Source organism: Plantactinospora sp. B24E8 (assembly GCF_039871735.1).
Classification (GTDB): domain Bacteria; phylum Actinomycetota; class Actinomycetes; order Mycobacteriales; family Micromonosporaceae; genus Plantactinospora.
This window is the reverse complement of sequence record NZ_JBDPMH010000007.1, coordinates 40,947-66,997: the sequence shown is the minus strand read 5'-3', so window position 1 is coordinate 66,997 and position 26,051 is coordinate 40,947. Positions and strand designations below refer to the sequence as shown.

Annotated in this window: 19 protein-coding genes; 14 read left to right on the top strand and 5 right to left on the bottom strand. The window is 73.2% G+C overall.

The annotated features are described in order from the left end of the window. Positions 1–185: 185 nt before the first annotated feature. Entirely contained in the window at positions 186–548 is a 363-nt protein-coding gene (locus ABGB21_RS13475) for a DsrE family protein (protein ID WP_347653015.1), read from the top strand. 79 nt (positions 549–627) lie between these two features. Here the strand turns inward: ABGB21_RS13475 and ABGB21_RS13470 are convergent, their stop codons facing one another. Together ABGB21_RS13470 and ABGB21_RS13465 are read right to left on the bottom strand one after the other, a co-directional pair. After that, positions 628–2,067 (bottom strand): amidohydrolase, encoded by a 1,440-nt coding sequence (locus tag ABGB21_RS13470; RefSeq protein ID WP_347677985.1) that lies wholly within the window; start codon positions 2,065–2,067, stop codon positions 628–630. A gap of 311 nt (positions 2,068–2,378) precedes the next feature. After that, positions 2,379–3,962, bottom strand: a complete 1,584-nt coding sequence (locus ABGB21_RS13465; RefSeq protein WP_347677983.1) for a methylmalonyl-CoA mutase family protein — start codon at positions 3,960–3,962, stop codon at positions 2,379–2,381. Positions 3,963–4,282: 320 nt separating this feature from the next. Between ABGB21_RS13465 and ABGB21_RS13460 the strand changes: the two genes are divergently transcribed. Together ABGB21_RS13460 and ABGB21_RS13455 are read left to right on the top strand one after the other, a co-directional pair. After that, a complete protein-coding gene (locus ABGB21_RS13460) occupies positions 4,283–6,232 on the top strand; it encodes a protein kinase (protein WP_347677981.1) in 1,950 nt (649 codons plus the stop codon). A gap of 141 nt (positions 6,233–6,373) precedes the next feature. Then, complete coding sequence (locus ABGB21_RS13455) at positions 6,374–8,044, top strand: phospho-sugar mutase (RefSeq protein ID WP_347677979.1); 1,671 nt, start codon at positions 6,374–6,376, stop codon at positions 8,042–8,044. Positions 8,045–8,096: 52 nt separating this feature from the next. Here the strand turns inward: ABGB21_RS13455 and ABGB21_RS13450 are convergent, their stop codons facing one another. Both ABGB21_RS13450 and upp read right to left on the bottom strand, forming a co-directional pair. After that, on the bottom strand, positions 8,097–8,774 hold the full coding sequence (locus ABGB21_RS13450) for a GPP34 family phosphoprotein (protein WP_347677977.1): 678 nt from the start codon (positions 8,772–8,774) through the stop codon (positions 8,097–8,099). Between the two features lie 98 nt (positions 8,775–8,872). Then, positions 8,873–9,505, bottom strand: a complete 633-nt coding sequence (gene upp, locus ABGB21_RS13445) for a uracil phosphoribosyltransferase (RefSeq protein WP_347653021.1) — start codon at positions 9,503–9,505, stop codon at positions 8,873–8,875. A 120-nt stretch (positions 9,506–9,625) separates the two neighbouring features. Here upp and deoC point away from each other — a divergent pair, with 120 nt between their 5' ends. The 8 genes from deoC to cydC all read left to right on the top strand — a co-directional run bounded on the left by deoC (position 9,626) and on the right by cydC (position 20,485). Continuing rightward, on the top strand, positions 9,626–10,585 hold the full coding sequence (gene deoC / locus ABGB21_RS13440; protein WP_347653023.1) for a deoxyribose-phosphate aldolase: 960 nt from the start codon (positions 9,626–9,628) through the stop codon (positions 10,583–10,585). A 2-nt stretch (positions 10,586–10,587) separates the two neighbouring features. Beyond that, positions 10,588–12,039: an aldehyde dehydrogenase family protein gene (locus ABGB21_RS13435; protein WP_347677975.1), complete on the top strand. Its 1,452-nt coding sequence runs from the start codon at positions 10,588–10,590 to the stop codon at positions 12,037–12,039. Continuing rightward, positions 12,032–12,868 (top strand): aldehyde dehydrogenase family protein, encoded by an 837-nt coding sequence (locus tag ABGB21_RS13430; RefSeq protein ID WP_347677973.1) that lies wholly within the window; start codon positions 12,032–12,034, stop codon positions 12,866–12,868. Before ABGB21_RS13435 ends, ABGB21_RS13430 begins: the two co-directional genes overlap by 8 nt. A gap of 74 nt (positions 12,869–12,942) precedes the next feature. Continuing rightward, positions 12,943–15,165 carry a glycogen debranching N-terminal domain-containing protein gene (locus ABGB21_RS13425; protein ID WP_347677971.1) on the top strand — a complete coding sequence of 741 codons (2,223 nt, stop codon included), beginning with the start codon at positions 12,943–12,945 and terminating at the stop codon, positions 15,163–15,165. Between the two features lie 55 nt (positions 15,166–15,220). Further along, the gene (locus ABGB21_RS13420; protein ID WP_347653027.1) at positions 15,221–15,619 is read left to right on the top strand and encodes a BlaI/MecI/CopY family transcriptional regulator; all 399 of its coding nucleotides are present in this window, start codon (positions 15,221–15,223) and stop codon (positions 15,617–15,619) included. A 6-nt stretch (positions 15,620–15,625) separates the two neighbouring features. Further along, positions 15,626–16,549: a M48 family metalloprotease gene (locus tag ABGB21_RS13415; protein WP_347653028.1), complete on the top strand. Its 924-nt coding sequence runs from the start codon at positions 15,626–15,628 to the stop codon at positions 16,547–16,549. 238 nt (positions 16,550–16,787) lie between these two features. Then, positions 16,788–18,602 carry a thiol reductant ABC exporter subunit CydD gene (gene cydD / locus ABGB21_RS13410; protein ID WP_347677969.1) on the top strand — a complete coding sequence of 605 codons (1,815 nt, stop codon included), beginning with the start codon at positions 16,788–16,790 and terminating at the stop codon, positions 18,600–18,602. Next, positions 18,599–20,485 (top strand): thiol reductant ABC exporter subunit CydC, encoded by a 1,887-nt coding sequence (gene cydC, locus ABGB21_RS13405; protein WP_347677967.1) that lies wholly within the window; start codon positions 18,599–18,601, stop codon positions 20,483–20,485. The genes cydD and cydC overlap by 4 nt, the downstream gene beginning before the upstream one ends. Positions 20,486–20,547: 62 nt before the next feature. Here the strand turns inward: cydC and ABGB21_RS13400 are convergent, their stop codons facing one another. Next, positions 20,548–20,889 (bottom strand): helix-turn-helix transcriptional regulator, encoded by a 342-nt coding sequence (locus ABGB21_RS13400; RefSeq protein ID WP_347677965.1) that lies wholly within the window; start codon positions 20,887–20,889, stop codon positions 20,548–20,550. Positions 20,890–21,044: 155 nt separating this feature from the next. On the opposite strand from ABGB21_RS13400, the gene ABGB21_RS13395 reads away from it, so the two are divergent. The 3 genes from ABGB21_RS13395 to ABGB21_RS13385 all read left to right on the top strand — a co-directional run bounded on the left by ABGB21_RS13395 (position 21,045) and on the right by ABGB21_RS13385 (position 25,991). Continuing rightward, positions 21,045–22,037: a DNA primase gene (locus ABGB21_RS13395; protein WP_347677963.1), complete on the top strand. Its 993-nt coding sequence runs from the start codon at positions 21,045–21,047 to the stop codon at positions 22,035–22,037. Positions 22,038–22,074: 37 nt separating this feature from the next. Next, positions 22,075–24,423 (top strand): transposase, encoded by a 2,349-nt coding sequence (locus ABGB21_RS13390; protein ID WP_347677961.1) that lies wholly within the window; start codon positions 22,075–22,077, stop codon positions 24,421–24,423. Between the two features lie 359 nt (positions 24,424–24,782). Then, a complete protein-coding gene (locus tag ABGB21_RS13385) occupies positions 24,783–25,991 on the top strand; it encodes an ABC transporter substrate-binding protein (protein ID WP_347677959.1) in 1,209 nt (402 codons plus the stop codon). Positions 25,992–26,051: the final 60 nt, after the last annotated feature.

The window sequence follows — 26,051 nt, the reverse complement described above, 5'->3', positions numbered from 1 at the left end:
TCAACAAGCGCCCGTCCGGCGATGAAAGCGACAACGTTTCGCTATCGGACGATGACCGACGGTCTGCCGGTATCGACGATCATTCTCTGGCCGACGCACCGCCGGCGCCCGGCGCCGCCACCCGGTCCCGTCGACGGGACCGCACAGTGGAGCCGGTACCCCCGCGACATGGCTACCCTCAGGTAATGCCTCGTTCGCTGGTCGTGAAGGTGACGGTGGACATGCGGGAGGCGCCGGAGCGCTGCGCCCTGGCCTTCGTCTCCGCCGCCGAAGCCGCCGCCGCCGGGACCGTGGTCTCGTTCTGGCTCGCCGGCGACGCCAGCTGGTTCGCCCTGCCCGGCCGGACGGACGGCATCGAGATACCCGACGCCGCGCCGCTGGGGGAACTGCTCGGCACGCTCACCACCGGCAGCCGGGTGACCCTCTGCAAACACTGCGCCAACCGCCGGGAGATCACCGCCGGGGCGCTCTGCCCCGGGGTACGGATGGCCGGTGCCCCGGTCTTCGTCGAGGAGTGCCTGCACGCGACCCGGGCCGTGGTCTACTGACCGATCGGTTCACCCGGGCGGCCGACGCGCCCGGGACCGACCGGTCCGCCGGTTTCCGCGGAGCCCGTCCGGTACCCGCTTACCGACCGGGCGTGGCCAACGCGGTGAGTGCCGTCTGCACCAGCACACGTACGCCACAGTCGATCGACCGCTCGTCGACGTCGAAGTTGGACTGGTGGATGTCGAGCGGCTCGGCTCCGGCGATGCCGGTGCCGAGCCGCAGCATCGAGGCCGGCACCTGCTCGGCGTAGAAGGCGAAGTCCTCGCCGCCCATGCTGATCTCGGCCTCCACCACCCGGTCCGGGCCGAGCGCGACACCCACGGCGGCGGTGGCGACGGCGGTCGCGGTGGGGTCGTTGATCACCGGTGGCACGCCGCGGATGTAGTTGATCTCCACTTCGACGCCGGTACCGGCGACCACGTCCCGGATCAGCTGGGTCACCAGGTCCGGCACCTGTCGCCAGGTCTCCCGGCTGAGTACCCGGACGGTCGCCCGCGCGACCCCCTCGATCGGGATGGTGTTGGGCGCCTCGCCGGCCCGAACCGCCCCGAAGACCATCGACACCCCGGCCCGCGGGTCGACCCTTCGGGCCAGCAGCGCCGGCGCGTCCACCACGACCCGACCGAGCGCGTGCACCAGGTCGGCGGTGAGGTGCGGCCGGGCGGTGTGCCCGCCCCGGCCGAGCAGGCGGACCTCGACCAGGTCCGAGGCGGCCGTGATCGGACCCGGGCGGATCCCGACGTAGCCGGTCGGAATGTGCGGCGCACAGTGCAACGCGAAGATCATTTCCGCGTCGGTCAGCGCCCCGGCGGCGATCATCTGGGGTGCGCCCAGCGGCGCGTGCTCCTCGGCGGGCTGGAAGAGCAGCCGGACCCGACCGGTCAGCATGTCGTTCGCGGCGAGCTGGGCCAGCACCTGACCGGCACCGAGCAGCATCGTGGTGTGTACGTCGTGTCCACACGCGTGGGTCACCCCGGGCACCGTCGACCGGTACGGGACGTTCTTGGTGTCCGGCAGCGGCAGGGCGTCCAGATCGGCGCGGAGCGCGATCACCCGGTCCCCGCTCCCGACCTCACAGATGACCCCGTTCCCGCCGGCGAGCAGGCGTGGTTCGAGCCCCACCGCGGCGAGTTCCTGGGCGACCAGCGCGGCGGTCTGGAACTCCTGGTGCGAGAGCTCGGGATGCGCGTGGATGTGTCGACGGATCGCCACCAGGTGACCACCCCGGGCGGCCAGCCACCGGTCGAGGCAGCCCTGCGCGGTCACCTCACCCGACAAGCTCTCCGACAGCGGCGAGCCGGGTCCCCCGGGCGGCGGCACGGCCAACGTACTTGCACTTGTCACGTCGAATTCTCGATCACTGTGAATGGAATGGGACTCGGACAGCCTAAACCGCCGATGGTGACGCTGCGCAACCTCGTTCTGGTGATGATCAGACAGCACAGCGTCACGAAATCCCTGGTAGGAGCGTTCGGCGGCGTACGGGTAGCTGCTCAAGCCACCCTCGGAAGCCGCCATCTGTCCCACACCTCCTACAACGCGTGACGGAATCGCCGGTCACGATCCCGACCCGGAGTCAGGTCACCTGCCCGGAATGTCGCACCATCCGGGCGGTTTCCCGAGACCGGCGACCACGATCGCCGACCGGCACCGTGTGGGTGACAGGGATCTGCATCCTGACAGGCCGGGCCGGAGACGGTACGGACAGGATGTCCGTCACCGTGCCCACCCGACCCATTCCGGCGGCTTACCCCGAATGCCGCCGGAACATTCCCGCCGCCGCGTCGGTGCTGGTCGCCCGGGCCGTCGGTGCCGCCCGCCCCGGCCTGTCAGAACTGGTCGCTGGGCCGGTACGTGCCCCAGACCTCGCGCAGCACCCCGCACACCTCGCCGACGGTGGCCCGGGCCCGCAGCGCCTCCCGCATCGGATAGAGCACGTTCCCGGTCCCGGAGGCGGCGGTACGCAGTTCGTCCAACGTCCGCCGCACCGCCTCCGCGTCGCGCTCGGCGCGCAGCCGGGCGAGCCGCTCGACCTGGGCCGCCTCGATCGCCGGGTCGACCCGGAGCGGCTCGTACGGCTCCTCCTCGTCCACGGTGAACCGGTTGACCCCGACCACCACCCGGTCCCCGGACTCGATCTCCTGCGCCACCCGGTACGCCGAGGTCTCGATCTCCCGTTTCTGGAAGCCCGCCTCGATCGCCTCCACCGCCGAACCGTAATCGGCGACCCGGGCCATCAGCTCGCGGACCCCGGTCTCGATCTCGTCGGTCATCGCCTCGACCACGTACGAGCCGGCGAACGGGTCGACCGTGCTGGTCAGGTCGGTCTCGTACGCCAGCACCTGCTGGGTCCGCAGGGCCAGCCGGGCGGCCTTCTCGGTCGGCAGCGCGATCGCCTCGTCGAAGCTGTTGGTGTGCAGCGACTGGGTGCCGCCGAGCACCGCCGCGAGGCCCTGCACCGCGACCCGGACCAGGTTCACCTCGGGTTGCTGCGCAGTCAGCTGCACCCCGGCGGTCTGGGTGTGGAAGCGCAGCATCAGCGACTTCGGGTCCCGGGCGCCGAACTCGTCGCGCATCAGCGCGGCCCAGATCCGCCGGGCGGCCCGGAACTTCGCCACCTCCTCCAGCAGCGTGGTCCGGGCGACGAAGAAGAACGACAGTCGGGGGGCGAAGTCGTCGACGGCCAGCCCGGCGGCGAGCGCGGCCCGGACGTACGCGATCCCGTTGGCCAGGGTGAAGGCGATCTCCTGCACCGGGGTCGCCCCGGCCTCCGCCATGTGGTAGCCGGAGATGGAGATGGTGTTCCACTTCGGCACCTCGGCCCGGCAGTACGCGAAGGTGTCGGCGACCAGCCGCAGCGACGGCTTCGGCGGGAAGATGTACGTCCCCCGGGCGATGTACTCCTTGAGGATGTCGTTCTGGATGGTGCCGTTGAGCGCCGTACCGGCCACCCCGGACTCCTCCGCCACGAGCTGGTAGAGCAGCAGCAGCACCGAGCCGGGCGCGTTGATCGTCATGGAGGTGGAGACCCTGTCCAGCGGGATCCCGGCGAACAGGGTCCGCATGTCCTCGATGGAGTCGATCGCCACCCCGACCTTGCCGACCTCGCCGTGCGCGATCGGGTGGTCGGAGTCGTACCCCATCTGGGTGGGCAGGTCGAAGGCGACGGAGAGGCCCATCGTGCCGGCGGCGAGCAGCTGGTGGTAGCGGGCGTTGGATTCGGTGGCGGTCCCGAAGCCGGCGTACTGCCGCATGGTCCACGGCCGCGACGTGTACATCGTCGGGTACACCCCCCGGGTGTACGGGAACCGCCCCGGCGCGCCAAGCCGCTCGTCCAGCCCGGCCGGTACGTCGGTGGCCCCGTAGACCGCCTTGATCGGGAATCCGGACTCGCTCAACCGACCTTCACTCATGACCGGCATGGTAGATCCCAGCTTTCGGGACGGCGCACGTGAGCGGGGCGACGGTGACCGGTCCGGCACCGCCGGGCACCGGAGCCGGCCGCCCGGTGGACCGGGGGAGATGCCCGACGGACCGGGGAATCGGACACCGGGTCGGGAACCGGGTGAGTGATCCGGCACTCCCGGTGAGAAAAACGAGCGGTCCGTGAAGAGATCAACACATACGGTCGACTTCTGCCATACTCCGCCGGTTGTCTTTCCCTTCTGCGGTCGGAACCCGCAATATAGGGGGGTTCTGTCCTGTGCCCCTCAATTCTCTCGGTGGCTCTTCTGTGACTCAGATCCCGACGTGGAGTGGCGGACCGGTCAATCCCCCGAACGGACGCGCGGCACCCGGCATCACCATCGGTGGCCGGTACTCGCTGCGGGCCGCGGTCGGCCACGGCGGCATGGGCACGGTGTGGCGTGCCGCCGACACGCTGCTGCGCCGCGACGTGGCGGTCAAGGAGGTCGTGCTCCCCGCGGGGCTCGCCCCCAGCGACCGCGACGCGATGTACCAGCGCACCCTGCGCGAAGCCCGGGCCGCCGCGGCCCTGCAACACCCCGCCGTCGTCCAGGTCTACGACGTGGTGACCGAGGCCGGACGGCCCTGGATCGTGATGGAGCTGCTCGACTCGCGCAGCCTCGCCGACATGGTGATCGAGGACGGGCCGCTGGCCCAGCGCGCGGTCGCCAAGATCGGTATCGCCCTGCTCGGTGCGCTGGAGGTGGCGCACGCGAGCGGCGTACTGCACCGGGACGTGAAGCCGGCGAACGTGCTGATCTGTTCCGACGGCCGGTGCGTGCTCACCGACTTCGGCGTGGCCCGGATGCCGACCGACGTCCAGCTGACCACCCCCGGCATGGTGCTCGGCTCCCCGCACTTCATCTCGCCGGAGCGGGCGATGGGCCAGGACTTCGGCCCACCCAGCGACCTCTTCTCGCTCGGCGTCACCCTCTACACCGCGGTGGAGGGCCGGCCCCCGTTCGACAAGGGCGACCCGATCGAGACCATGCACGCCGTGGTGGAGGACCCGCCGGCGCCGCCCACCCGGTCCGGCCCGCTGACCCGGGTGCTGATGGGACTGCTCGAGAAGGACCCGGCCCGCCGGCTGGACGTCACCGCCGCCCGGACGATGCTCCGCGAACTCCTGGCCGGACCGCTGGCCAGCAAGGCCGCCGGCCACCTGGTCACCGACCCGTACGCGGTGGTGCCGGCCCAGCGGTCGCCGTGGCAGCAGCCGGACGCCCCGGGGCAACAACCCGGCGACCCGACAGCCGGCCAGCCCCGCCCCCGGTCGGGCACCGAGATCGGCGGCACGGCCATGCTCGCCCCCGGCGAGTCCCTCGCCGACCGGATCGCCCGCAGCACCGCCGCCGCGACCCCCAACGGGACCCGTCCCCCGAACAGCGGCCCGAATCCGGCCGACGCGCCGACCGGGGTGATGCCGGCCGCCGGTGCCGGCCGCTGGGTCAGTTCACCGAGCCGCGGCCCGCTGGACACGCCGACCGGGGCGATGGCCGGGCCGGCCGACCGCCCCGGCACGGTGCACGTCGCCAGCGGCGGCGGCCTGGGCCGGGTCACCTCCGGAGCCCGCGGCGCCGGCGGCAACCTGGTGCGGACCGTCAAGGGCTGGCCGCGTCAGCTGCAGCTCGCCGCCGCTGGCGGGGTCGCCGTGGTGCTGCTGCTCGGCATCCTGGTGCTCTCGCTCGGCGGCGGCGAGGAGCCGGGCGGGACCGACACCCCGCCGCAGGCCGGCGGATCCCCGGACACGGTCGCCGCCGCCTTCCCCACCCAGACGCACAGCGAACGCGGCGTCTCGATCAACGTGCCGAAGGGCTGGAAGAAGAACGGGCCGAAGAACGCCGTCTACGTCGACTACACCGACCCCGAGGACGCCGGCCGCCGGGTTCGGATCCTGGTGGAGAAGGCGGGTTCCAGCACCCAGCCAATGTCGTTCCTCAGGAGCGCCGGCACCCGCCTGTCGCAGAACTCGCAGAGCTGCGCCAAACCGTACGAGCAGGTCGGACTGACCGAGGCGGAGGTGGCCGGCGAGCCGTCGGCAGAGCTGGAGTACACCTGCGGTGACGGTGACAAGAAGCGACACGGCGTCTGGCGGGCAGTCGTCGCGGACGGCAAGGTCTTCTCGTTCTACCTGACCACCCCGGACGCACGATTCGAGGAGAGCAAGGCGATCTTCGACGAGATGGTCGGCTCGTTCAAGCTGACCAACGCGGGCTGAACCCGGGCGCGGTGACCGGCGGACGTATCCCCGGGCGCCACGCCCGGCCCGGCCCGCCACGTGCCCGTTTCACGCCGGTTGTGTCGGGCTGTCCCGGGGTCGGTCCCGGCGACCCGCCGGCCGGCGTGCTATCAAGTCGGGATGGCGGCTGAACTCACCGAGCTGGACGACCTCCGCGCCCGTACCCAGGCCTGGATCGACGACGATCCCGACCCGGCCACCCGCGACGACCTACGGCAGCTGCTCGACCGGCTGCCGGCGAGCGCGGCCGAGCTGGCCGACCGGTTCGCCGGGCCGCTGACCTTCGGCACCGCCGGCCTGCGCGGCCCGCTGCGGGCCGGCCCGAACGGGATGAACCTCGCCGTCGTCACCCAGGCGGCGGCCGGGCTGGTCGGCTGGCTCGCGGCCCGCGACACCCCCGGCCCGCTGATCATCGGGTACGACGCCCGGCACGGCTCGAAGGCGTTCGCCGAACGGACCGCCCGGGTCGCCACCGGGGCCGGCCGGCCGGCGCTGCTGCTCCCCCGCCCCCTGCCCACCCCGGTGCTGGCGTACGCGGTCCGGGCCCTCGGCGGGGTCGCCGGGGTGATGGTCACCGCCAGCCACAACCCGCCCCAGGACAACGGCTACAAGGTCTACCTCGGCACGGAACTCGGTGGGGCCCGGGGCGCCGGCGCCCAGATCGTGCCGCCGGTCGACGCCGAGATCGAGGAGGCGATCCGCACCGTCGGCCCGCTGGCGGCGGTGCCGCTCGGGCCGGGCGGCGAGGTGCTCGGTGACGACGTCACCGCCGGGTACGTCCGGGCCGCCGCCGCGGTGATCGCCCCGGACGGGCCCCGGGACCTGACCATCGCCTACACCCCGCTGCACGGGGTGGGGGCGGCGGTGCTCACCTCGGTCTTCGCCCGGGCCGGATTCGGGGTGCCCGGGGTGGTGCCGGAGCAGGCCGAGCCGGACCCGGACTTCCCGACCGTTCCCTTCCCCAACCCGGAGGAGCCAGGCGCGACGGACCGGCTGATCGCACTGGCCCGCACCATCGACGCCGACCTGGCGATCGCCAACGACCCGGACGCCGACCGGTGCGCGGTGGCGATCCCGGACCCGGTCCGGGGCTGGCGGATGCTGCACGGCGACGAGGTGGGCGTACTCCTCGCCGACCAGTTGATCCGGCGTGGCCGGGCCGGGCTGTACGCCACCACGATCGTGTCGTCGTCCCTGCTCGGCGCGGTGTGCGAGGCGCGCGGTGTGCCGTACGCCGAGACCCTCACCGGGTTCAAGTGGATCGTCCGGGCCGAGTCCGGGGACGCCGAACTGACGTACGGCTACGAGGAGGCGCTCGGCTACTGCGTGGCGCCCGGACAGGTCCGGGACAAGGACGGGATCACCGCCGCGCTGACCGTCGCCGAGCTGGCGGCGACCCTGAAGGCACAGGGGCGCACCGTCGCCGACCGGTTGGACGAGTTGGCGGGCGAGTTCGGGGTGCACCTGACCGACCAGCTCTCGGTCCGGGTCGACGACCTGAGCGAGATCGGGACCGCGATGACGTACATCCGGACCAAAACCCCGGGCACGCTGCTGGACGAGCCGGTCACCTCGGTCGAGGACCTCGCGCCCGAGGCGGACGTGCTGATCCTGCGTACCGCCAACGCCCGGGTGGTGATCCGGCCCTCCGGCACGGAACCGAAGCTGAAGGCGTACCTGGAGGTGGTGGAGCCGGTCGTCGACGGTGACCTGCCGGCGGCCCGGGAGCGCGCGGCGGCCTCGGTACGGGCGCTGCGCACCGAGACGGCGGCGGCGCTCGGCATCTGGTAGGCGCGGCCGCTGGCGTCGCCGGTGGCCCGGGCCGGGCCACCGGCGACGGTGTTCAGGCGCGGGTGCCGAGCGCGGTCTCGATGGCCCGGGAGAGCGCGGCGATGACCAGTGCCACCGACGGGCGGATGGTCGACTCCTCCAGGCTGACGCCGTCGGCGAAGCCGGCGCTGCGGGCGATCTCCAGCAGCCGGTTGCGGGCGTCCTCGGCGGCCGGCCCGGTCAGCCCGAGGCTCGGCTCGACCCGGATCGCCGCCATCACCGCGGCGAGCGCGGCGGTCCGCTCGTCCGGGGCCCGCTCCCCGGTGAGCGCGTCGACCAACCGGCCGCGGATCTCCGCCTCGACGGACGGGTCCAGTACCGGGTAGCGGTGCACGTGGATGTGGTCGAGCCGGGTCTCGTCGACGTCGCTGATCACACCCCGGGCGCAGAGGTCGCCGAGGATCCGGTCGCGCAGCCCGTGCCGGAGCCGCTGCAGCCAGGAGGCCGGCGTGTGCGGGGTGTCCGCCGCGATCCGGGCGAGTACGTCGTCGGCGATCGGATCGCCGGTCGGGGTGGGGTCGGTGACCACCAGCGAACCGTCGGAGAAGGCGAGCCGGCCGGCGAGTGCCAGGTCGACCAGGACGGCGGCGGCCATGCCGAGGTCGAGTCCGATCCGGGAGCCGGTCGCCTTGCCGGATTTGTCGTCATAGCCGAGCAGCAGCAACTCCTCGGCCAACCCAACACCTGTCATGGCCCGGAACGGTAGCCGGTCCGGGCCAGCCGTGCATGCGTCCCGGCCGTCGGTGTCCCGATGGTGACCGGAAGTGGCCCGGCCACCACGACGACGGTTCAGAACCGGGGCATGCCGCCGAACTGCCGGTCGCCGGCGTCGCCGAGGCCGGGCACGATGAACATCTTCTCGTTGAGCCGCTCGTCGATGGCGGCGGTGACCAGCCGCAGCGGCAGACCGGAACGCTCCAGCCGCTCGATGCCGGTCGGCGCGGCCAGTACGCAGAGCACGGTGATGTCGGTGCAGCCCCGGTCGGCGAGCAGCCGGCAGCAGTGCTCCAGCGACCCTCCGGTGGCCAGCATCGGGTCCAGGACCAGCACCGGCCGGCCGGTCAGGTCGGTCGGCAGCGACTCCATGTAGGCGCGGGGCTCGTAGGTGTGCTCGTCGCGGGCCAGCCCGACAAAACCCATCGAGGACTCGGGCAGCAGCGCCAGCGCCGAGTCGGCCATCCCGAGCCCGGCCCGGAGCACCGGGACCAGCAGCGGCGGGTTCGCCAGCCGGATGCCCCGGGTCGAGGTCACCGGCGTCTCGATCGGGAAGGTCTCGACCGGGAACGAGCGCGCGGCCTCGTACACCAGCATGGTGGTGAGTTCGTGCAGCGCGGCGCGGAACGACGCCGAGTCGGTCCGGGCATCGCGCATCACGGTCAGCCGTGTCTGGGCCACGGGATGGTCTACGACGAGTACGTCCACGGTCGCTCAACCTACTAGTAACCGGGTGGGGCCGGACCCGCCGGTCGGGGCGGGCCCCTCGTCCGGCACCGCGGATATGGCCAAGATCACACCGCCGCGCCGGTGCGTATGCTTGCCCGCATGACGGCGACAACGGCGTCGGCGCGGTCCGACCTTTCCGAGGTGGGCCGCTCCGAGGCGACCCTGCGGAGCTTCCTGCACGGCCTGCCCGGGGTGGACCAGGTCGGCGCGGAGCAACGGGCGGCGATGCTCGGCACCCGCTCGATCAAGACCACCGCCAAGGCGTGGGCGATCGACCTGGCGATCCGGATGGTCGACCTGACCACCCTGGAGGGCGCCGACACCCCGGGCAAGGTCCGCGGCCTGGCCGCGAAGGCGCTGCGGCCGGACCCGGCCGACCCGTCGTGTCCGGCGGTCGGCGCGCTCTGCGTCTACCCGACGATGGTCCCGGTCGCCGCACCGGTCCTCGCCGGCAGCGGCGTGCACCTGGCCAGCGTGGCGACCGCGTTCCCGTCCGGTCAGGCCCCGCTGGAGATCCGGCTCGCCGACACCCGGGCGGCGGTGGCCGCCGGCGCCGACGAGATCGACATGGTGATCAACCGGGGTGCTTTCCTCTCCGGCCGCTACGGCGAGGTCTTCGACGAGATCGTCGCGGTCAAGGCGGCCTGCGGGGACGCCCACCTCAAGGTCATCCTGGAGACCGGCGAACTGGTCACCTACGACAACGTCCGCCGGGCCTCCTGGCTGGCGATGCTGGCCGGCGCCGACTTCGTCAAGACCTCGACCGGCAAGGTGCCGGTGGCCGCGACCCTGCCGGTCACCCTGGTCATGCTGGAGGCGGTCCGCGACTTCCGGGACGCCACCGGCCGGGTCGTCGGGGTCAAGCCGGCCGGCGGCATCCGGACCACCAAGGACGCGATCAAGTACCTGGTGCTGGTCAACGAGACCGCGGGCGAGGAGTGGCTGCACCCCGACCGGTTCCGGTTCGGTGCCTCCAGCCTCCTCAACGACCTGCTGATGCAGCGCACCAAGCTGACCACCGGCGTCTACTCCGGTCCCGACTACTTCACCCTGGACTGACGATGTTCGAATACGCCCCCGCGCCGGAGTCGCGCGCCGTGGTGGACCTCAAGCCGTCGTACGGCCTGTTCATCAACGGCGAGTTCGTCGACGGCGAGGATCGTGACGTCGAGACCGGTGGTGGCGGCACCATCAAGTCGGTCAACCCGGCCACCGAGGAGCTGCTGGCCGAGGTCACCGAGGCCGGCCGGGCCGACGTGGACCGCGCGGTCCGGGCCGCCCGGCGCGCCTACGACGAGGTGTGGGGCCGGATGCCGGGCCGGGACCGGGCGAAGTACCTGTTCCGGATCGCCCGGATCATCCAGGAACGGGCCCGGGAACTGGCCGTGCTGGAGTCGCTGGACAACGGCAAGCCGATCCGGGAGTCCCGGGACGTCGACATCCCGCTGGTCGCGGCCCACTTCTTCTACTACGCAGGCTGGGCGGACAAACTCGGCCACGCCGGCCTCGGCCCCGACCCGCGTCCGCTCGGCGTCGCCGGCCAGGTCATCCCGTGGAACTTCCCGCTGCTGATGCTGGCCTGGAAGGTCGCCCCGGCGCTGGCCACCGGAAACACCGTGGTGCTGAAGCCGGCCGAGACCACCCCGCTGACCGCACTGCTCTTCGCCGAGATCTGCCAGCAGGCCGACCTGCCGCCGGGCGTGGTCAACATCGTCACCGGGGCCGGCGAGACCGGCCGGGCCGTGGTCGAGCACCCGGGCGTCGACAAGGTGGCGTTCACCGGCTCGACCGAGGTCGGCCGGCAGATCGCCCGGGCGGTGGCCGGCACCCGCAAGAAGCTCACCCTGGAGCTCGGCGGCAAGGCGGCCAACATCGTCTTCGACGACGCGGCGATCGACCAGGCCGTCGAGGGGATCGTCAACGGCATCTTCTTCAACCAGGGCCACGTCTGCTGCGCCGGCTCCCGGCTGCTGGTCCAGGAGTCGGTGTACGACGAGGTGCTCGCCGCGCTCAAGCGCCGGATGGCCCGACTGCGGGTCGGTGACCCGCTGGACAAGAACACCGACATCGGGGCGATCAACTCCGCCGCCCAACTGGACCGGATCCGGGAACTCTCCGCCAGCGGCAGCGCCGAGGGCGCGGAACGCTGGTCCCCGCCGTGTGAACTGCCGGACCAGGGCTTCTGGTTCGCCCCGACCATCTTCACCGGGGTCAGCCAGGCACACCGGATCGCCCGGGAGGAGATCTTCGGCCCGGTGCTGTCGGTGCTGACCTTCCGTACCCCGGCCGAGGCGGTGGAGAAGGCGAACAACACGCCGTACGGGCTGTCGGCCGGGATCTGGACCGAGAAGGGTTCCCGGATCCTCTGGACGGCCGACCGGCTGCGGGCCGGGGTGGTCTGGGCGAACACCTTCAACAAGTTCGACCCGACCTCGCCGTTCGGCGGTTACCGGGAGTCGGGTTACGGCCGTGAGGGCGGCCGGCACGGGCTGGAGGCGTACCTCAATGTCTGAGCGGGTCGCGGTACGCAAGACGTACAAGCTCTTCATCGGCGGGAAGTTCCCGCGCAGCGAGTCGGGGCGGTCGTATCTGGTGGACTCGACGGACGGCGGCACCAACGTGGCACTCGCCTCCCGCAAGGACGTCCGGGACGCCGTGCTGGCGGCCCGGGCGGCGGTGAAGGGCTGGTCGGGTACGACCGCGTACAACCGGGGTCAGATCCTCTACCGGGTCGCCGAGATGCTGGAGGGGCGGCGGGACCAGTTCGTCGGGCTCGGGGTGCCGGCGGCCGAGGTCGACGAGGCGATCGACCGCTGGGTCTGGTACGCCGGCTGGTCCGACAAGATCACCCAGGTGCACGGCAACGCCAACCCGGTCGCCGGGCCGTACTTCAACCTCTCCTCCCCGGAGCCCACCGGGGTGGTCGGCGTGCTCGCCCCGGCCGAGCCGGCGCTGCTCGGGCTGGTCAGCGTGGTGGCTCCGGCGATCGTCACCGGCAACACGGTGGTGGTGCTGGTCGCCGAGTCGGCTCCGCTGCCGGCGGTGACCCTGGCCGAGGTGCTGGCCACCTCCGACCTGCCCGGCGGGGTGGTGAACCTGCTCACCGGCCGACCGGCCGAGACCGCGTCGTGGCTCGCCGGCCACATGGACGTGAACGCGCTCGACCTGACCGGGGCGACCGACCCGGAGTTCGCCACCGAACTGGAACGGGCCGCCGCCGGCAACCTCAAGCGGGTGCTGCGCCCGCCGGCCGGTCCGGTCGACTGGTCCGCCGACCCGGGCATCGGCCGGATGACCGCGTTCCTGGAGACCAAGACCGTCTGGCACCCCAAGGGGGTGTAAGGGGGGTTTTCTCCCTGAACCAGGCTGTTCGCCCACCTAGGATCGATCACGGTTCCCGGGTGAGCGGAGGCGCCGTGACGAACACCGTGGGCCGGCCCACCCCGGCGGACCCGACGCCGGGGGCCGCCCCGCCCGACCAGACCCCCAGCCCGGTGGTCCGTAACCTGCCGCCGGACCTCGGGCCGGACGCGGTCGGGATCTTCGAGGGGATGTCGTTCCTCATCTCCAACCGGGTCGGCGACGTGCCGCCCGGCTCGATCGGCGGCCTGGTGCACCACGACACCCGGCTGCTGAACCGGTGGGAACTGACCCTCGACGACGCGCCGCTGCTCGTCCTGGCCGCCGGCCTGGTCCACGACTACTCGGCCAGCTTCTTCCTGGCCAACGCCGAACTGCCCGGGCTCGCCGCGAACACCGTCGGCGTCCGCCGGCACCGGTTCATCGGCGAGCACGTGCACGAACGCATCGTGCTGCAGTGCTTCGAACGGAAACCGGTGCCGGTGCGGCTGCGGCTCGCCGTCGGCACCGACTTCGCCGACCTCTTCGAGATCAAGGAGAGCGTCCGGGACCGGTCGGCACTGATCACCCGGGACCACGCCGCCGACGGCTCGGGGTTGACCTTCCGCTACACCAACGGCGGGTTCTCGGTCTGCGCCGAGGTGCGGGTCGACACGCCGGCCACCCGGGTCGAGGGCGACGACCTGGTGTGGGACCTCGAACTGCGGCCGAACGAGACGTGGCGGTGCAACGTCACGGTGCCGCTGGAGCTGTGGCCGCTCGACGCCGCGCCGGTCCGGCGCCGGTTCGAGGAGGTGTTCCTCGGCGCGCCGGCCGGGCCCGAGGGGCAGGACCACGGGATCGAGGTACGTCGCCGGATCCCCCGGTTGCGGGACGGTTCCGAACTGCTGCGGGACGTGTACGACCGGTCGGTCTCCGACCTGGTCGCCATGCGGATCTACAAGGACCTGCGTAAGGAGCCGGAGTTCCGGACGAAGCTGCTGCGGATCGGACGCGGTGACGATCCACTGCTGCTCTGCTCGGCCGGGCTGCCCTGGTTCCTCACCATCTTCGGCCGGGACATGCTGATCACCGCATACCAGATGATCGCTTTCTGGCAGGACCTGGCGTACGGGGTGCTGGTGATGCTCGCCACGCACCAGGCCACCGAGTGGGACGACTTCCGGGACGCGGAACCGGGCAAGATCATGCACGAGATGCGTCGGGGTGAACTGACCCAGCTCGGCCTCAAACCGCACAGCCGGTACTACGGCACCGCCGACGCCACCCAGCTCTGGCTGATCCTGCTCTCCGAGTACTGGCGGTGGACCGGCGACGACCAGCTGGTCGTGGCCCTGCGCGAGCACCTCGACGCCGCGCTGCGCTGGATCGACGAGTACGGCGACCTGGACGGCGACGGCTACGTCGAGTACGCCACCCGTTCGCCGCAGGGGCTCGGCAACCAGTGCTGGCGCGACTCGTGGAACGGGGTGCTGTTCGCCAACGGGATCGTGCCGTACCTGCCGATCGCCACCTGTGAACTGCAGGGTTACAGCTACGACGCGAAGTTGCGGGTCGCCGAGCTCGCCGACGGGCCGCTGGCCGATCCGGCGCTCGCGCAACGGCTCCGCACGGAGGCGGGCGCGTTGTACGAGCGGTTCAACCGCGACTTCTGGATCGACGACCGGGGCGGCTACTACGCGGTCGGCCTGGACGGCGACAAGCAGCGGATCGACTCGCTGACCTCCAACCTCGGGCACCTGCTGTGGAGCGGGATCGTGCCGCCGGACCGGGCCCGGATCCTGGCCCACCAGCTCCTGTCCGACCAGCTCTTCTCCGGTTGGGGGGTCCGCACCACGGCCAGCAGCGACCCGGCCTTCAACCCGATCGGTTACCACATGGGCACGGTCTGGCCGCACGACAACTCGATCATCGTCCACGGTCTGGCCCGGTACGGCTTCCGGGAGGAGGCCAACCGGATCGTCATGGCGATGCTGGAGGCGGCCAAGCACTCGAACGGCCGGCTGCCGGAGGCGTTCTCCGGCTACGACCGGTCCCTGGGACGCTCACCGGTGCAGTATCCGACCGCCTGCAACCCGCAGGCCTGGGCCAGCGGGGCACCGCTGCTGTTCCTCCGTACCGTGCTCGGGCTCGACGCGGTGGACGGGCAGGTCCGGCTCGACCCCGTGGTGCCGGCCCCGCTCGGCCGGATCCTGCTGACCGGCAGCAACGCCTTCGGGAAGCGCTGGGACATCGAGGCCGTCGGCGACCAGGCGGACATCCGGCTCAGTGGGTCGTGAAGGGCCGCCCCGGCAGGGAAACCGACGTACGACGATGGGTAGTAGACTTGTCGTCGTGACACGACTCGGTGATCTCGAACGTGCGGTGATGGACGTGCTCTGGGACCGGAGTACGGACGGCGGCGTCACGGTGCGTGAGGTGGCCGAAGCGCTACGGGACCGCGAGTTGGCGTACACCACGGTGATGACGGTGCTGGACCGGCTCGCCGGCAAGGGCATGGTGGAGCGGGAGCGGGAGGGTCGGGCCTGGCGGTACCGGCCAGCCGCCAGCCGGGAGGCGCACATCGCCCGGCTGATGCTCGACGCGCTCGACCTGGCCGGCAGTCGGGACGCCGCGCTGGTCCGGTTCGCCCGGTCGGTGACCGGCACCGAGGCCGAGGTCCTGCGGGCCGCACTCGACGAGGAGGCCACCGGCACCGTCGACCGGCCGCCCGCGCCCGAGCGGCGGGGCTGACCCCCGATGCCGTACGTCGCCCATTTCGCGGTCACCGCCCTGGCCTGCTACCTGGCCGCGCAGGCGCTCACCGGGTCAGGTCGGCTCGGTGCGGCGTGGACCTGGCACAGCCCCCGGATCGCGATCATCTGCTGGCAGGCGGTCGGGCTGGCCCTCGGGCTCTCCGCGATCGGCCTGCCGCTCTCGGTCGGGCTGGCCCCGTACGGGGAGAGCACCGGCTCGGCGCTGCGCTCGCTCGGCGCCGACCTGCTCGACGGCGGTCCGCTGCCGCCCGGTCTGGGGGTGACTCAGCTGGCCCTGGTCGGCGTCGGGTTCGGGGTGGCCGCGGTGCTGCTCGGCACGACGGCCCGCAGCATCGCCAGCACGCTGCGCGCCCAGCGTCGGCACCGCGACCTGCTCACCCTGGTGGCCCGGGACGATCCGGCCGCGCCCGGCGCGCTGGTCCTCGACCACCCGAGCGCCGCCGCCTACTGCCTGCCCGGGGTACGCCCACAGGTGGTGGTCAGCGCCGGCACCCTGAGCCTGCTGGATCGGCCGCAGCTGGCCGCCGTGCTGAGCCACGAGCGGGCGCACGCCGACGAGCGGCACGACCTGGTGCTGCTGCCGTTCACCGCGCTGTGCCGGGCGCTGCCCTGGGCCCGGTGGGTGCGGGCCGCGCACGAGACGGTCGGCCTGCTGGTCGAGATGCGGGCCGACGACAAGGCCCGGGACCAGCACGCGGACGCGCCGCTCGCCGCCGCGCTGCTGCGGTTCGCGACCGCCGGGTCGCGGATCACCCCGGCCGGCGCGCTCGGCGTCGCCGACACGCACCTGGACGCCCGGGTACGCCGGTTGCTGGTGACGCCGCGGGTGAACCGGCTGCCCGGGGTGACCGCGCTGGTGCTGGCGACGATCCTGGTCAGCCTGCCGATCTCGCTCTTCCTGCGCTGAACCGGGCCGGGTCCGAGGCCGACCGCCTCCGCTGTGAGCTGGCTCGCCGGCCTGCGCCGGCAGCCGTAGTAGCCTTTACTACGACTCGTAGTAACGGGCATCGCCACCCATCCGTCCCGGGCGGCGCCGGAGCTACCGAGCCCGCCGACCGGACCGCTGCCGCCGGTACTGTTCGGCTTCCAACCGGCCTGCTGGTGGTGCTTCCGACGCCGGCCCGACAACGGACGGTGGTCCACTGGTGAGCCGTCGACCCTTCGACCCGCGCCTGCTGCACCGGGTTCCCGGGGCCCGACCGCAGCTCGGCGTACTCGCCCTGCTCGGCGTCGCCGCCGCCGCGCTGGTCGTGGTCCAGGCCGGCACCCTGGCAACCGTGCTGGCGGCGGCCGCCGGAGGAGAGCTGCACCGGACCGCCCTGGCCGGTTTCCTGGCCAGCATCGCCGGCCGGGCTGCCCTGGTCTGGGCGCGGGGCCTGGTGGCGTCCCGGCTCGCCGCGACGGTGAAGGCGGCACTCCGGGCCGACCTGCTCGGCGCCGTGACCCGGCACGGACCGGCCTGGCTCGCCGGACAGCGGGCCGGACAGCTCGCCACCCTGGCCGGACGGGGCCTCGACGCGCTCGACGCGTACTTCACCGGTTACCTGCCGCAGCTGGTGCTGGGCGTCACGGTGCCGGTGGCGGTGCTCGCCCAGCTGGCGTACGCCGACTGGAGCTCCGCCCTGATCATCGCGGTGACCCTGCCGTTGATCCCGATCTTCGGCGCCCTGCTCGGCTGGCAGGCACAGGCCGCGACGGAACGGCAGTGGCGGCGACTCAGCCTGCTCGGCGGTCACTTCCTCGACATGGTGACCGGGCTGCCGACGCTGCGCGTCTTCGGCCGGGCCCGCGCCCAGGTGGCGGTGGTCCGCCGGATGGCCGACCAGCACCGGGTCGCGACCATGCGGACGCTGCGGGTGGCCTTCCTCTCCGCACTGGTCCTCGAACTCGTCGCCACCCTTTCGGTGGCGCTGGTCGCGGTACCGATCGGCCTGCGGCTGCTCGACGGCGGACTCTCCCTGCGCACCGCGCTGCTGGTGCTGCTGCTCGCCCCCGAGGCGTTCCTGCCGCTGCGGGCCGCCGGCAGCCAGTTCCACGCCAGTCAGGAGGGGCTGACCGCGCTGGACGAGGCGTTGACCCTGCTGCACCCGGCGGACGCCGACGGCGCCACCCACACGCCCGGTACGTCCCCCGATCCGTCGCCGACGGCGCCCCCGAACGGTCTCCCGGCGCCGACCGTGGCGCCGGCGCCGGACGGCCGCTCGGCGTCGGCGCCGACGCCCGACGACCGGCCGGGGTCGGTCGGGGTGATCCGGTTCGAGGCGGTCACCGTGGAGTACCAGCGGACCACCGCGCTCCGGGAGGTCTCGCTGACCATCCGACCCGGCGAGCGGGTCGCGATCGTCGGCCCGAGCGGCGCCGGCAAGAGCACCCTGCTCCACCTGCTGCTCGGCTTCGTCGCTCCGACCAGCGGACGGATCACCGTCGACGACGTCGACCTCGCCGCACTCGACCTCGACGAGTGGCGTCGCCGGCTGGCCTGGGTACCCCAGCGGGCCCATCTGTTCGCCACCTCGCTGGCCGACAACATCCGGCTCGGCGTGCCGGACGCCGACACCGGAGCGGTCCGGGCGGCGGTCCGGGCCGCCGCCCTCGACGAGGTGGTGGCCCGGCTGCCGGAGGGTCTGGGTACCCGACTCGGCGAGCGGGGACACGGACTCTCCAGCGGGGAACGGCAGCGGGTCGCGCTGGCCCGGGCCTTCCTGCGGGACGCACCGGTCGTCCTGCTCGACGAGCCCACCGCCCGGCTCGACAGCGCCTCCGAGGCGGCCGTACTCGCGGCGACCCGTCGACTTGTCGTCGGGCGTACCGCCCTGCTGGTGGCGCACCGACCGACGCTGCTGGCCGGAGTGGACCGCGTCCTGCGGGTGACGAACGGCCTGGTCGTCGAGGAACCGACACCCGGCACGGTCCCACAGACGTCCCCGGCCGGACTGGTTCCGGAAGGCAGGCCGGCATGACGGGACGGACCGGAGACAGCCCGGCACGCCCGGCGCGGACGCTGCGGGCGGAACGTGTGATCTGGCGACTCAGCCGCCCGTACCTGGGTCGGCTGGTCGGCGCCGGCCTGCTCGCCGCCGGCACCGAACTCGCCGGGCTGGTCCTGATGGCGACCGCAACCTGGCTGCTGATCAGCGCCGCCGGCCGCCCGCCGCTGGACACCCTGACCGTCGCGATCGTCGCGGTCCGGGCCCTGGCCATCAGCCGTGGCCTGCTCCGCTACACCGAACGGCTGGCCGGGCACGACGCCGCACTGCGGGTGGTGACCGAGGTCCGGACCCGGGTCTTCGCCACCCTGGCCTCGGCCGGGCGCACCACCGCCGGGCAACGCTCCGGCGACCTGCTCAGCCGGCTCGTCTCGGATGTGGAGGCGGTCCAGGACCTGCTGCTGCGGGTGCTGGTTCCGGCGGTCGCCGCGACCGTCGTGGCCGGCCTCGCGATCGGCGGCACGGCCCTCGTCTCCGGTCCCGCCGCGCTGGCGCTCGCCGGGGGCCTGCTGCTCGCCGGAGTGGCGCTGCCCGTCCTGGCCACGGTCCTCACCCGGCGTACGTCGGCCCTGGTCGCACCGCTGCGAGGGGCCCTCGCCGTGGACGCGGTGGACCTCACCCATGGGGCGGCCGAGTTGGCCGCCTTCGGCGCGAGCCGGGCCGCCCTGGACGGGGCGGCCACCCGGGCCCGGGAACTGGCCCGGCTGGAACGCCGGATGGCGGCCGCCAGCTGGGCGGTCGACGGTCTCGGGGTACTGCTGTCCGGCGCGACCAGTGCCGCCGTTGTCGTGGTGGCGCTCCGGGCGGAGGTGGGCGGAGTTCTGGTCGGTGTGCTCGCGGTCGGCACCCTCGCCGCGGTCGAGGCGGCGCTGGCGCTGGTCGGTGCCGCACGGCAGTGGACCCAGCTGCGTCCCGGGCTGGACCGGGTGGCCGAACTGCTCGCCGACCCCGACGGCCTCGCCACCGCCGAACCGGATTCTGCCGAGCCCCGCCCCGCCGAGCCCCGCCCCGCCGACGCGCCGTCCGCCGGTGCCGGCCCGGCCACCGGGCGGGTGGGCACCGCATCCGACCGGAGCGGGTCGGAGACCGCGCGGGCTGGCTGCCGGCTGGTCGAGGTGACCGTCCGGTACCGGCCGGACGCACCCCCCGCACTCGACCGGGTGAGCCTGGAACTGCCGCCGGGACGCCGGATCGCCGTGGTCGGCCCGAGCGGGGCGGGAAAGAGCACGCTGCTCGGCGTACTGACCGGGGCGGTACGACCGGAGGCCGGCCGGGTGACCGTCGACGACACCGACCTGGCGGCCCTGCCCGCCGAACGGCGGTCCCGGGCGGTCAGCGGTCTGCTCGCCGAGGCGCACGTCTTCCACACGACCGTCCGGGAGAACCTGCTGCTCGGCCGGAGCACCGCGACCGAGGACGAGTTGACCGCCGCCGCCGGAGCCGCCGGCCTGCTCGACTGGGTACGTCAACAGCCGGCCGGCTGGGAGACGGTGGTGGGCGAGGACGGCGGTCAGCTCTCCGGCGGCCAACGCCAGCGGCTCGCCCTGGCCCGGGCCCTGCTCTCGGCGCCAACCCACGTGCTGCTGCTCGACGAGCCGACCGAGGGTCTCGATCCACGCGCCGCCGACCGGGTGCTCGCCTCCGCCACCGGGTACGCCGGACCGACCCGTACCGTGTTGCTGGTCACACACCGGTTGTCCGAACTGGAGGCGTACGACGAGATCGTCGTCCTCGATTCGGGCCGGATCAGGCAGCGCGGCCGGCACGCCGACCTGGTCGACCAGCCCGGCTGGTACCGCGACCAGTGGCAACGCCAGCACGACGCGGAACTCGCCTATCCGGCGCCGCGCGGCTGAGCACGGGGGTCCGACGCCCGACGGCCCGCGGCGGCGGGTGTCAGGCCCGCCGACGTCGGGTGTCAGGCCGGCGCGGACGGCGGCTGCGGGACGTCCAGGAACCGGCTCACCGTCGAACTGAACTCCCGCCAACTGCTCCGCTGGCCGGCGAGCGCGCGGTGCCCGGCGTCGGTCAACTCGTAGGTACGGCGTTCGCGACCGTTGACCGTGCTCCAGGCACTGCTGACAAAACCGGCGCGCTCCAGCCGGCGCAGCGCCGGGTAGATCGTCCCGGTCGGCAGATCGAGCACACCACCGCTGCGGGCCCGGAGCACCTCGATGATCGCGTAGCCGTGTTGCGCACCTCCTTCGAGCACTGCGAGCAGCAGCGCGTCGAGGTGACCGTGCAACGACTGCGCGTTCATAGGTAGCAAGCCTACTAATGGGTGTGGCGAGAACCAACGGGGTGCCGGCATCCGCGTCCGTCACCGGCCTACTAGGGTGTGTGCGCAGAGTCACCGATCCGCCGGCACCCGGGCCGGGTCGGGGGTGCCCATACCGAGCGCACACGGAGGTCAGAGTGGCCCGCCAGTCGTCCCACCGGCCCGACACCGACGAGCCTGGCAACGAGCCCGTCGAGAGTGACAGCCCCACCGACTCGGAACAGGACGAGGCCGGGTCCACGGAGACCGCCGCGACCGACCGGAGCGGGACGCCGTCCGACCCGGACCGGTCGTTGTGGGAAGCGGTCCGGATCGACCCGGTCGAGATCGCCCTGCCCGCCGGCTCCGGTTTCACCCTGCGGGCCTACCGCCCCTCGACCGCGCTGACCCCGACCGACATCAGCGAGCGGGAGCAGGACGACCTCTTCGCCGGCCGCTCCCGGGCGGTGCTGGAGGAGGACGAGGACGACGAGACCGTCGTGATCCTCGACGAGGAGCTCGCCGAGCAGTTCGCCGAGGCCGACGAGGAGGACGGCGACTCCGACGCGGCGAAGAGCCGGTCCGGCCGTCGGGACGCGCAGGACAGCGCCGACGACGAGTCCGCCGAGGAGACGGCGGACGAGGAGGAAGAGGAGGAAGAGGGCGAGGAGGTGCCCGCCTTCCTCACCCACCGCGGCAAGCTCCTGCTCTTCAAGAGCCCGGAAGGGCTCGTCACCTTCATCCGTTCCGGCGCCCCGCACGACCTGGCCCAGCTCGACACCTGGGACGAGCTCGTCGAGCGGGTCGAGCCGGCGGACATCGTCCCGCTCGACGAGGACTCCTACGAGCTCGACCTCGTGGTGGAGAATCTGCGCGGCGGACACGACGTGTGGGACGCCACCCTGCTCATCGAGGCCGGCGAGGTCTCCAGGGACCTGGCGTACGCTCTACGTCTGCCGGCCGTACTGGACATGCTGTCGCCCGGCTCCAGCCTGGACGACCTCGACGAGGCGCTCCGGGCGACCGTCAGCGGCGGCCTGGGCGGCTTCCGGGGGCGGCGGCGTCTCAAGAAAATCGGGGCACAAACCGCAAGTCTCGGGTGGCGCACGATTATCGGCAAGATCTCTGCCGCTGTGGACTGGCGCGACTGACCCCTAACCAGGGAGCATCAGTCTTTGGCACACCCCTGTGTCTCGGGAGGAGGACGACGCCGTGGCGCTCGTGCGGGTGTACTGCGGTCTGGCCTCTGCGGATTCAGCGGGCGGGCCGGCTCCGGCCGGCGCGACGCTGACCTCCGCGGTGGTTGACGACGCAGGCAGGCTGCTTCACGTCTGCGAGATCACCGACGACCCCGCCGGCTACGCCCGGCTGGTCACGGTGCTCGTGGAACGGGGCAGCGGACCGAGCGGCGCGGCCGTCGCGACCGACAGCGACGACCACGCGGTCACCACGTTGTTGAACGCGGCGGGACGTCCGTTGGCCATCGCGGACGACGATCTGGTCGACGACTTCGCCGAGCGGTTCGCCGACGACGACTCGCCGGAGGAGCGCGAGTCGCCGCCGGCCGTACGCCGGGCCGTCGGGCTCGCCCGGGCGCTGCAGGCCGGCGCCCTCTCCGCGACCACCCTGCCGCCCTCCCGCGACCTGTCCACCTTCACACCGGTCCTCGCCGCCCACGCGGCTCTCACGAACGGTCGGCACGCCGCCGCGGTGGCCCTGCGCGAGGTGCTCCGGGAGCTCTACCCGGCCGCGTTGCGGGCCTACCCGGACCCGGCCGAGCCGGTCTCCCTCGCGGTGCTGGACGCCCTGCCCGAGCCGGGCATGCTGACCGGCGCCGGTGCCCGGGACGCGGCCGCGACGGCCGACGCCGTCGCCGCCCACCTCGCCGCCGACGGCGTCGCCGAGGCCGGCGCCCTCACCGAGGCCGTGACCGCGCTACGCGTCGCCGTCGCGGAGACGCCACGGCGTGCTCCCGCGACCAACAAGGCGTTCACCGCCGCGTCCGCCGAGACCGTACGCCAGGCTGTCGCCGCCGTACGCGCCTGCGACGCCGGCTGCGACGCGCTGGTCGCCACGTTGGCCGCCCGGGTCGGCTCGCCGCCGGCCGGCGCGCGCCGGGCCGGTCGACGGGCCGTCGAGCCCGCCGCACCAGCCGTTCCCGGAACGCGCGCCGGGTCGACACCGGAACGCGAGCCGGCGCCGGGCCTGGGCCGGCGGAGCCGGCACCAGCCGGTACCGGCGAACGGCACGCCGGCCAGCCCACAGCCGCTGGGGCCGCCGCCGGTCGCTCCCGCGCCGGTCGCACCGCCACCGGTCGCACCGTCGCCGATCACTCCCGCGTCCGCGCCACCGCTGGCACCCGCCGCGTCACACTCGACCGCCGCGCCGGTCTCCGGCCCGCCCCGGGAGCCCCGCACCGCGCCGCCGTCCTCCGCGCCACCGGCCTGGCAGGGCGACACCGGAGCCAACCGTCCGGTCTCCGCCCCGCCACCCCCGCCGCCGGGCATCACCCCGATCCCGCCCAGCCAGCGCGGTTCGATTCCGCCGGCCGAGGCCGGTGAGCCGTTCCGGGCCACACTCACCACCGCGGCGATCAACAGCGCCCGCAACGAGCGGCAGCGGCCGACCGTGGTCCCACCCCGACCGAAGACCAACGGGGAGCCACGGCCGGGCACCATCTCGGCCGCCGGGCTCACCGTCTCCGTACCCGCCGCCCGGCCGGAGCCGGCTCCGGCACCCGGGTCACGGGCGAACTGGCCGCTGGTCAACTCCGGCGACGAGCAGGACGACCGGGCCGGCGGTCCGGGCTACCCGGGGTACGCCGGTGACCAGGCCGCCGATCGGGACGTACCCGGAAACCGGCCCACCAGTGCGGCGCCGGCCGACGGTCGGGTGACCCCGCCCTGGCAGGCCGACGACCTGCCACCGGAACCGCCCGCGCTGCGTCTGGTCGAACCGTCGGTGGCCGAGCGGACCCGGCACAACGGGCTCTCCGGCGGTGAGCCGCCGTTGCGGCGGGCCGAGGAGGAACCGGTCCGGACCGAACAGACCGCGCCGCCCGCCGCCCGCCGCACCGTCGAGCCCGGCCCCCCGCCGGTCGCCGACGAGGGCGACGGCGACCTGCTGATCTTCGCCGCCGCACGGTCGGCGTGGTTCACCGGTCACGCCGAGGACGACGAGGTCGAGTGGTCGTCCACCGCGGACAGCGGCTGGCGGGCCGCCGAGCAGGCCGCCAAGCCCTCGGTCGGTGCCTCGACCGGCGCCGGGCTGCCGAAGCGGGTCCCCCAGGCCAACCTGGTGCCCGGCTCGCCGCTGCGCGACGAGCGACCGCTGCGCATCGTCCGGGACGCGGCCCGGATCGCCGAGCACACCACCGGCTACTTCCGGGGCTGGCGGCGGGGCCAGGAGATCGGCGGCTACGCGGTCGGTGGCCGCCCGGGCCGCGAGGCGGCCGGCGGATGGGACTTCAGCCGCGACCACGAGGACCGGGCGGAGACGCCGGACTACGAGTACCGCTCGGCGGGCTACCGCTCCTGATCCACGTCCCCGGACTATCCGGGCCGAGACCCAGCCGGGCCGGTGCTGACGACAATCGTCGGTGCCGGCCCGTTCCGCGTACGCGACATCCCCGCCGCGCCGGGGACCTCCCGATGGCCGGCGATCAGGGAGTGGCGGTGGTCGCCGCCCGGATCACGGCATTGGCATCCACCGGTTGGACCACTGCCGGCACCGATCCGGCCAACACCGTTCAACTGACTGTCCAATCAGCCCGAAAGCCACTCTCACCTGGTGTTTCTCGCCACACTGCACAGAGTTGACGACACACTGCGACGATCGGGACCATACCGGCGGGACCCCGGACGACACCGGTGACCAGGCACGAAGGGCGGCAGCGGATGGCTGGACAGGCAGTCGGGAGTTGGACGCTCAGCCGACGCGGCCTACTGGCGACGGCGGCCACCAGCCTGCTCGCCGCGTGTGGTCGGACCGAGGTGCCGGGGGTCCGGCGGCCCGAGAACCCCGAACTCGTGATCGGGGCCAACCTCGAACTCACCGGCGTCGGACGGTTCATGGGCCTGCTCCAGGAGCGTTCGCTGCGGATCATGGCCGACACGCTCAACGAGGCACAGGTCCCGGTCGGCAACCTACGCCGCACCATCCGGCTGGTCATCCGGGACAACAAGAGCAACCCCCGGGTCGCGGCGGACCAGACCGCCGAGCTGGCCACCCGCGAGAACGTGCACGCCATCGTCGGCGGCTGCCTCGCCGAGACCTCGCTGCGGATCATCCCGGCCGCCGAGGAGCACCAGGTGCCGTTCATCTCCTTCGCCGCCGCCGACAACCTCACCACGCCGCTCTCCGAGCGGACCTACATCTACAAGCTCGCCCCGGACGCCCGCGACATGGCCCGGGCGTTGGGCGCGCTGATCCGCTCGCAGAAGCTCCAGCGGGTCGGACTGCTGGCTGCGGCAGGGCCGCACGGCGATTCGGGCCTACGAGCCGTCACAGCGGCCCTGGAGAGCAACGACCGCACCCTGGTCGCCACCGCCCGACTGCCGCGTGCCGAGGGTGCCGACTGCGGCCCGGCGGCCGAACGGGTTGTCGTCCAGTCCCCCGACGCGGTCATCATCTGGGGAACCTCCCCGTTCGCCGGTGCCGCGGCCCGGGCGGTCCGGGACACCGGTTACACCGGTGCCCTCTTCTTCGACGCCGGTGCGGTCAGCGAGGAGCTCCTCGACGAGCGGAACACCCCGGCCGTCGAGGGCGCGTACGCCGTACACCCCATCTCGTTGAGTGGTTCGTCGCTCACCAACACCACCACGGCCGGGCTGGCCCGGCGGGACTTCGTCTACCGGTACATCCACGAACACGGCGCGTTCAGCGGCTTCGCCCCCTACGGCGCCGACGCGGTACGACTGATCGCCGACGCGGCACGACTCGGCAAGAGCGTCGACCGGGGCCGGATCCGGGCCTATCTGGCCACCCAGGTCGTCGAGGGCATCGCCGGAGCGTACTCGTTCTCGCCGATCTGGCATGGTGGGATGGCGCCGGACTTCCTCGGTGTCTTCACCGTGTCCAACGGGGCCTGGAGCCGGGTCTCCTGACCACCCCGCCGACTGCGGCCCGGGTCTCGCCGGCTACGGGCCGGGTCTGTTGGACATCCC

Bases quoted from the DNA above. Each gene is read 5' to 3' on its own strand.
- ABGB21_RS13400 (WP_347677965.1), bottom strand. From the start codon at position 20,889: ATGAACGCGCAGTCGTTGCACGGTCACCTCGACGCGCTGCTGCTCGCA.
- ABGB21_RS13470 (WP_347677985.1), bottom strand. From the start codon at position 2,067: ATGGCGGCTTCCGAGGGTGGCTTGAGCAGCTACCCGTACGCCGCCGAA.
- ABGB21_RS13475 (WP_347653015.1), top strand. From the start codon at position 186: ATGCCTCGTTCGCTGGTCGTGAAGGTGACGGTGGACATGCGGGAGGCG.
- ABGB21_RS13435 (WP_347677975.1), top strand. From the start codon at position 10,588: ATGTTCGAATACGCCCCCGCGCCGGAGTCGCGCGCCGTGGTGGACCTC.
- ABGB21_RS13415 (WP_347653028.1), top strand. From the start codon at position 15,626: ATGCCGTACGTCGCCCATTTCGCGGTCACCGCCCTGGCCTGCTACCTG.
- ABGB21_RS13450 (WP_347677977.1), bottom strand. From the start codon at position 8,774: ATGACAGGTGTTGGGTTGGCCGAGGAGTTGCTGCTGCTCGGCTATGAC.
- cydC (WP_347677967.1), top strand. From the start codon at position 18,599: ATGACGGGACGGACCGGAGACAGCCCGGCACGCCCGGCGCGGACGCTG.
- ABGB21_RS13465 (WP_347677983.1), bottom strand. From the start codon at position 3,962: ATGAGTGAAGGTCGGTTGAGCGAGTCCGGATTCCCGATCAAGGCGGTC.
- ABGB21_RS13385 (WP_347677959.1), top strand. From the start codon at position 24,783: ATGGCTGGACAGGCAGTCGGGAGTTGGACGCTCAGCCGACGCGGCCTA.
- ABGB21_RS13455 (WP_347677979.1), top strand. From the start codon at position 6,374: ATGGCGGCTGAACTCACCGAGCTGGACGACCTCCGCGCCCGTACCCAG.
- ABGB21_RS13430 (WP_347677973.1), top strand. From the start codon at position 12,032: ATGTCTGAGCGGGTCGCGGTACGCAAGACGTACAAGCTCTTCATCGGC.
- deoC (WP_347653023.1), top strand. From the start codon at position 9,626: ATGACGGCGACAACGGCGTCGGCGCGGTCCGACCTTTCCGAGGTGGGC.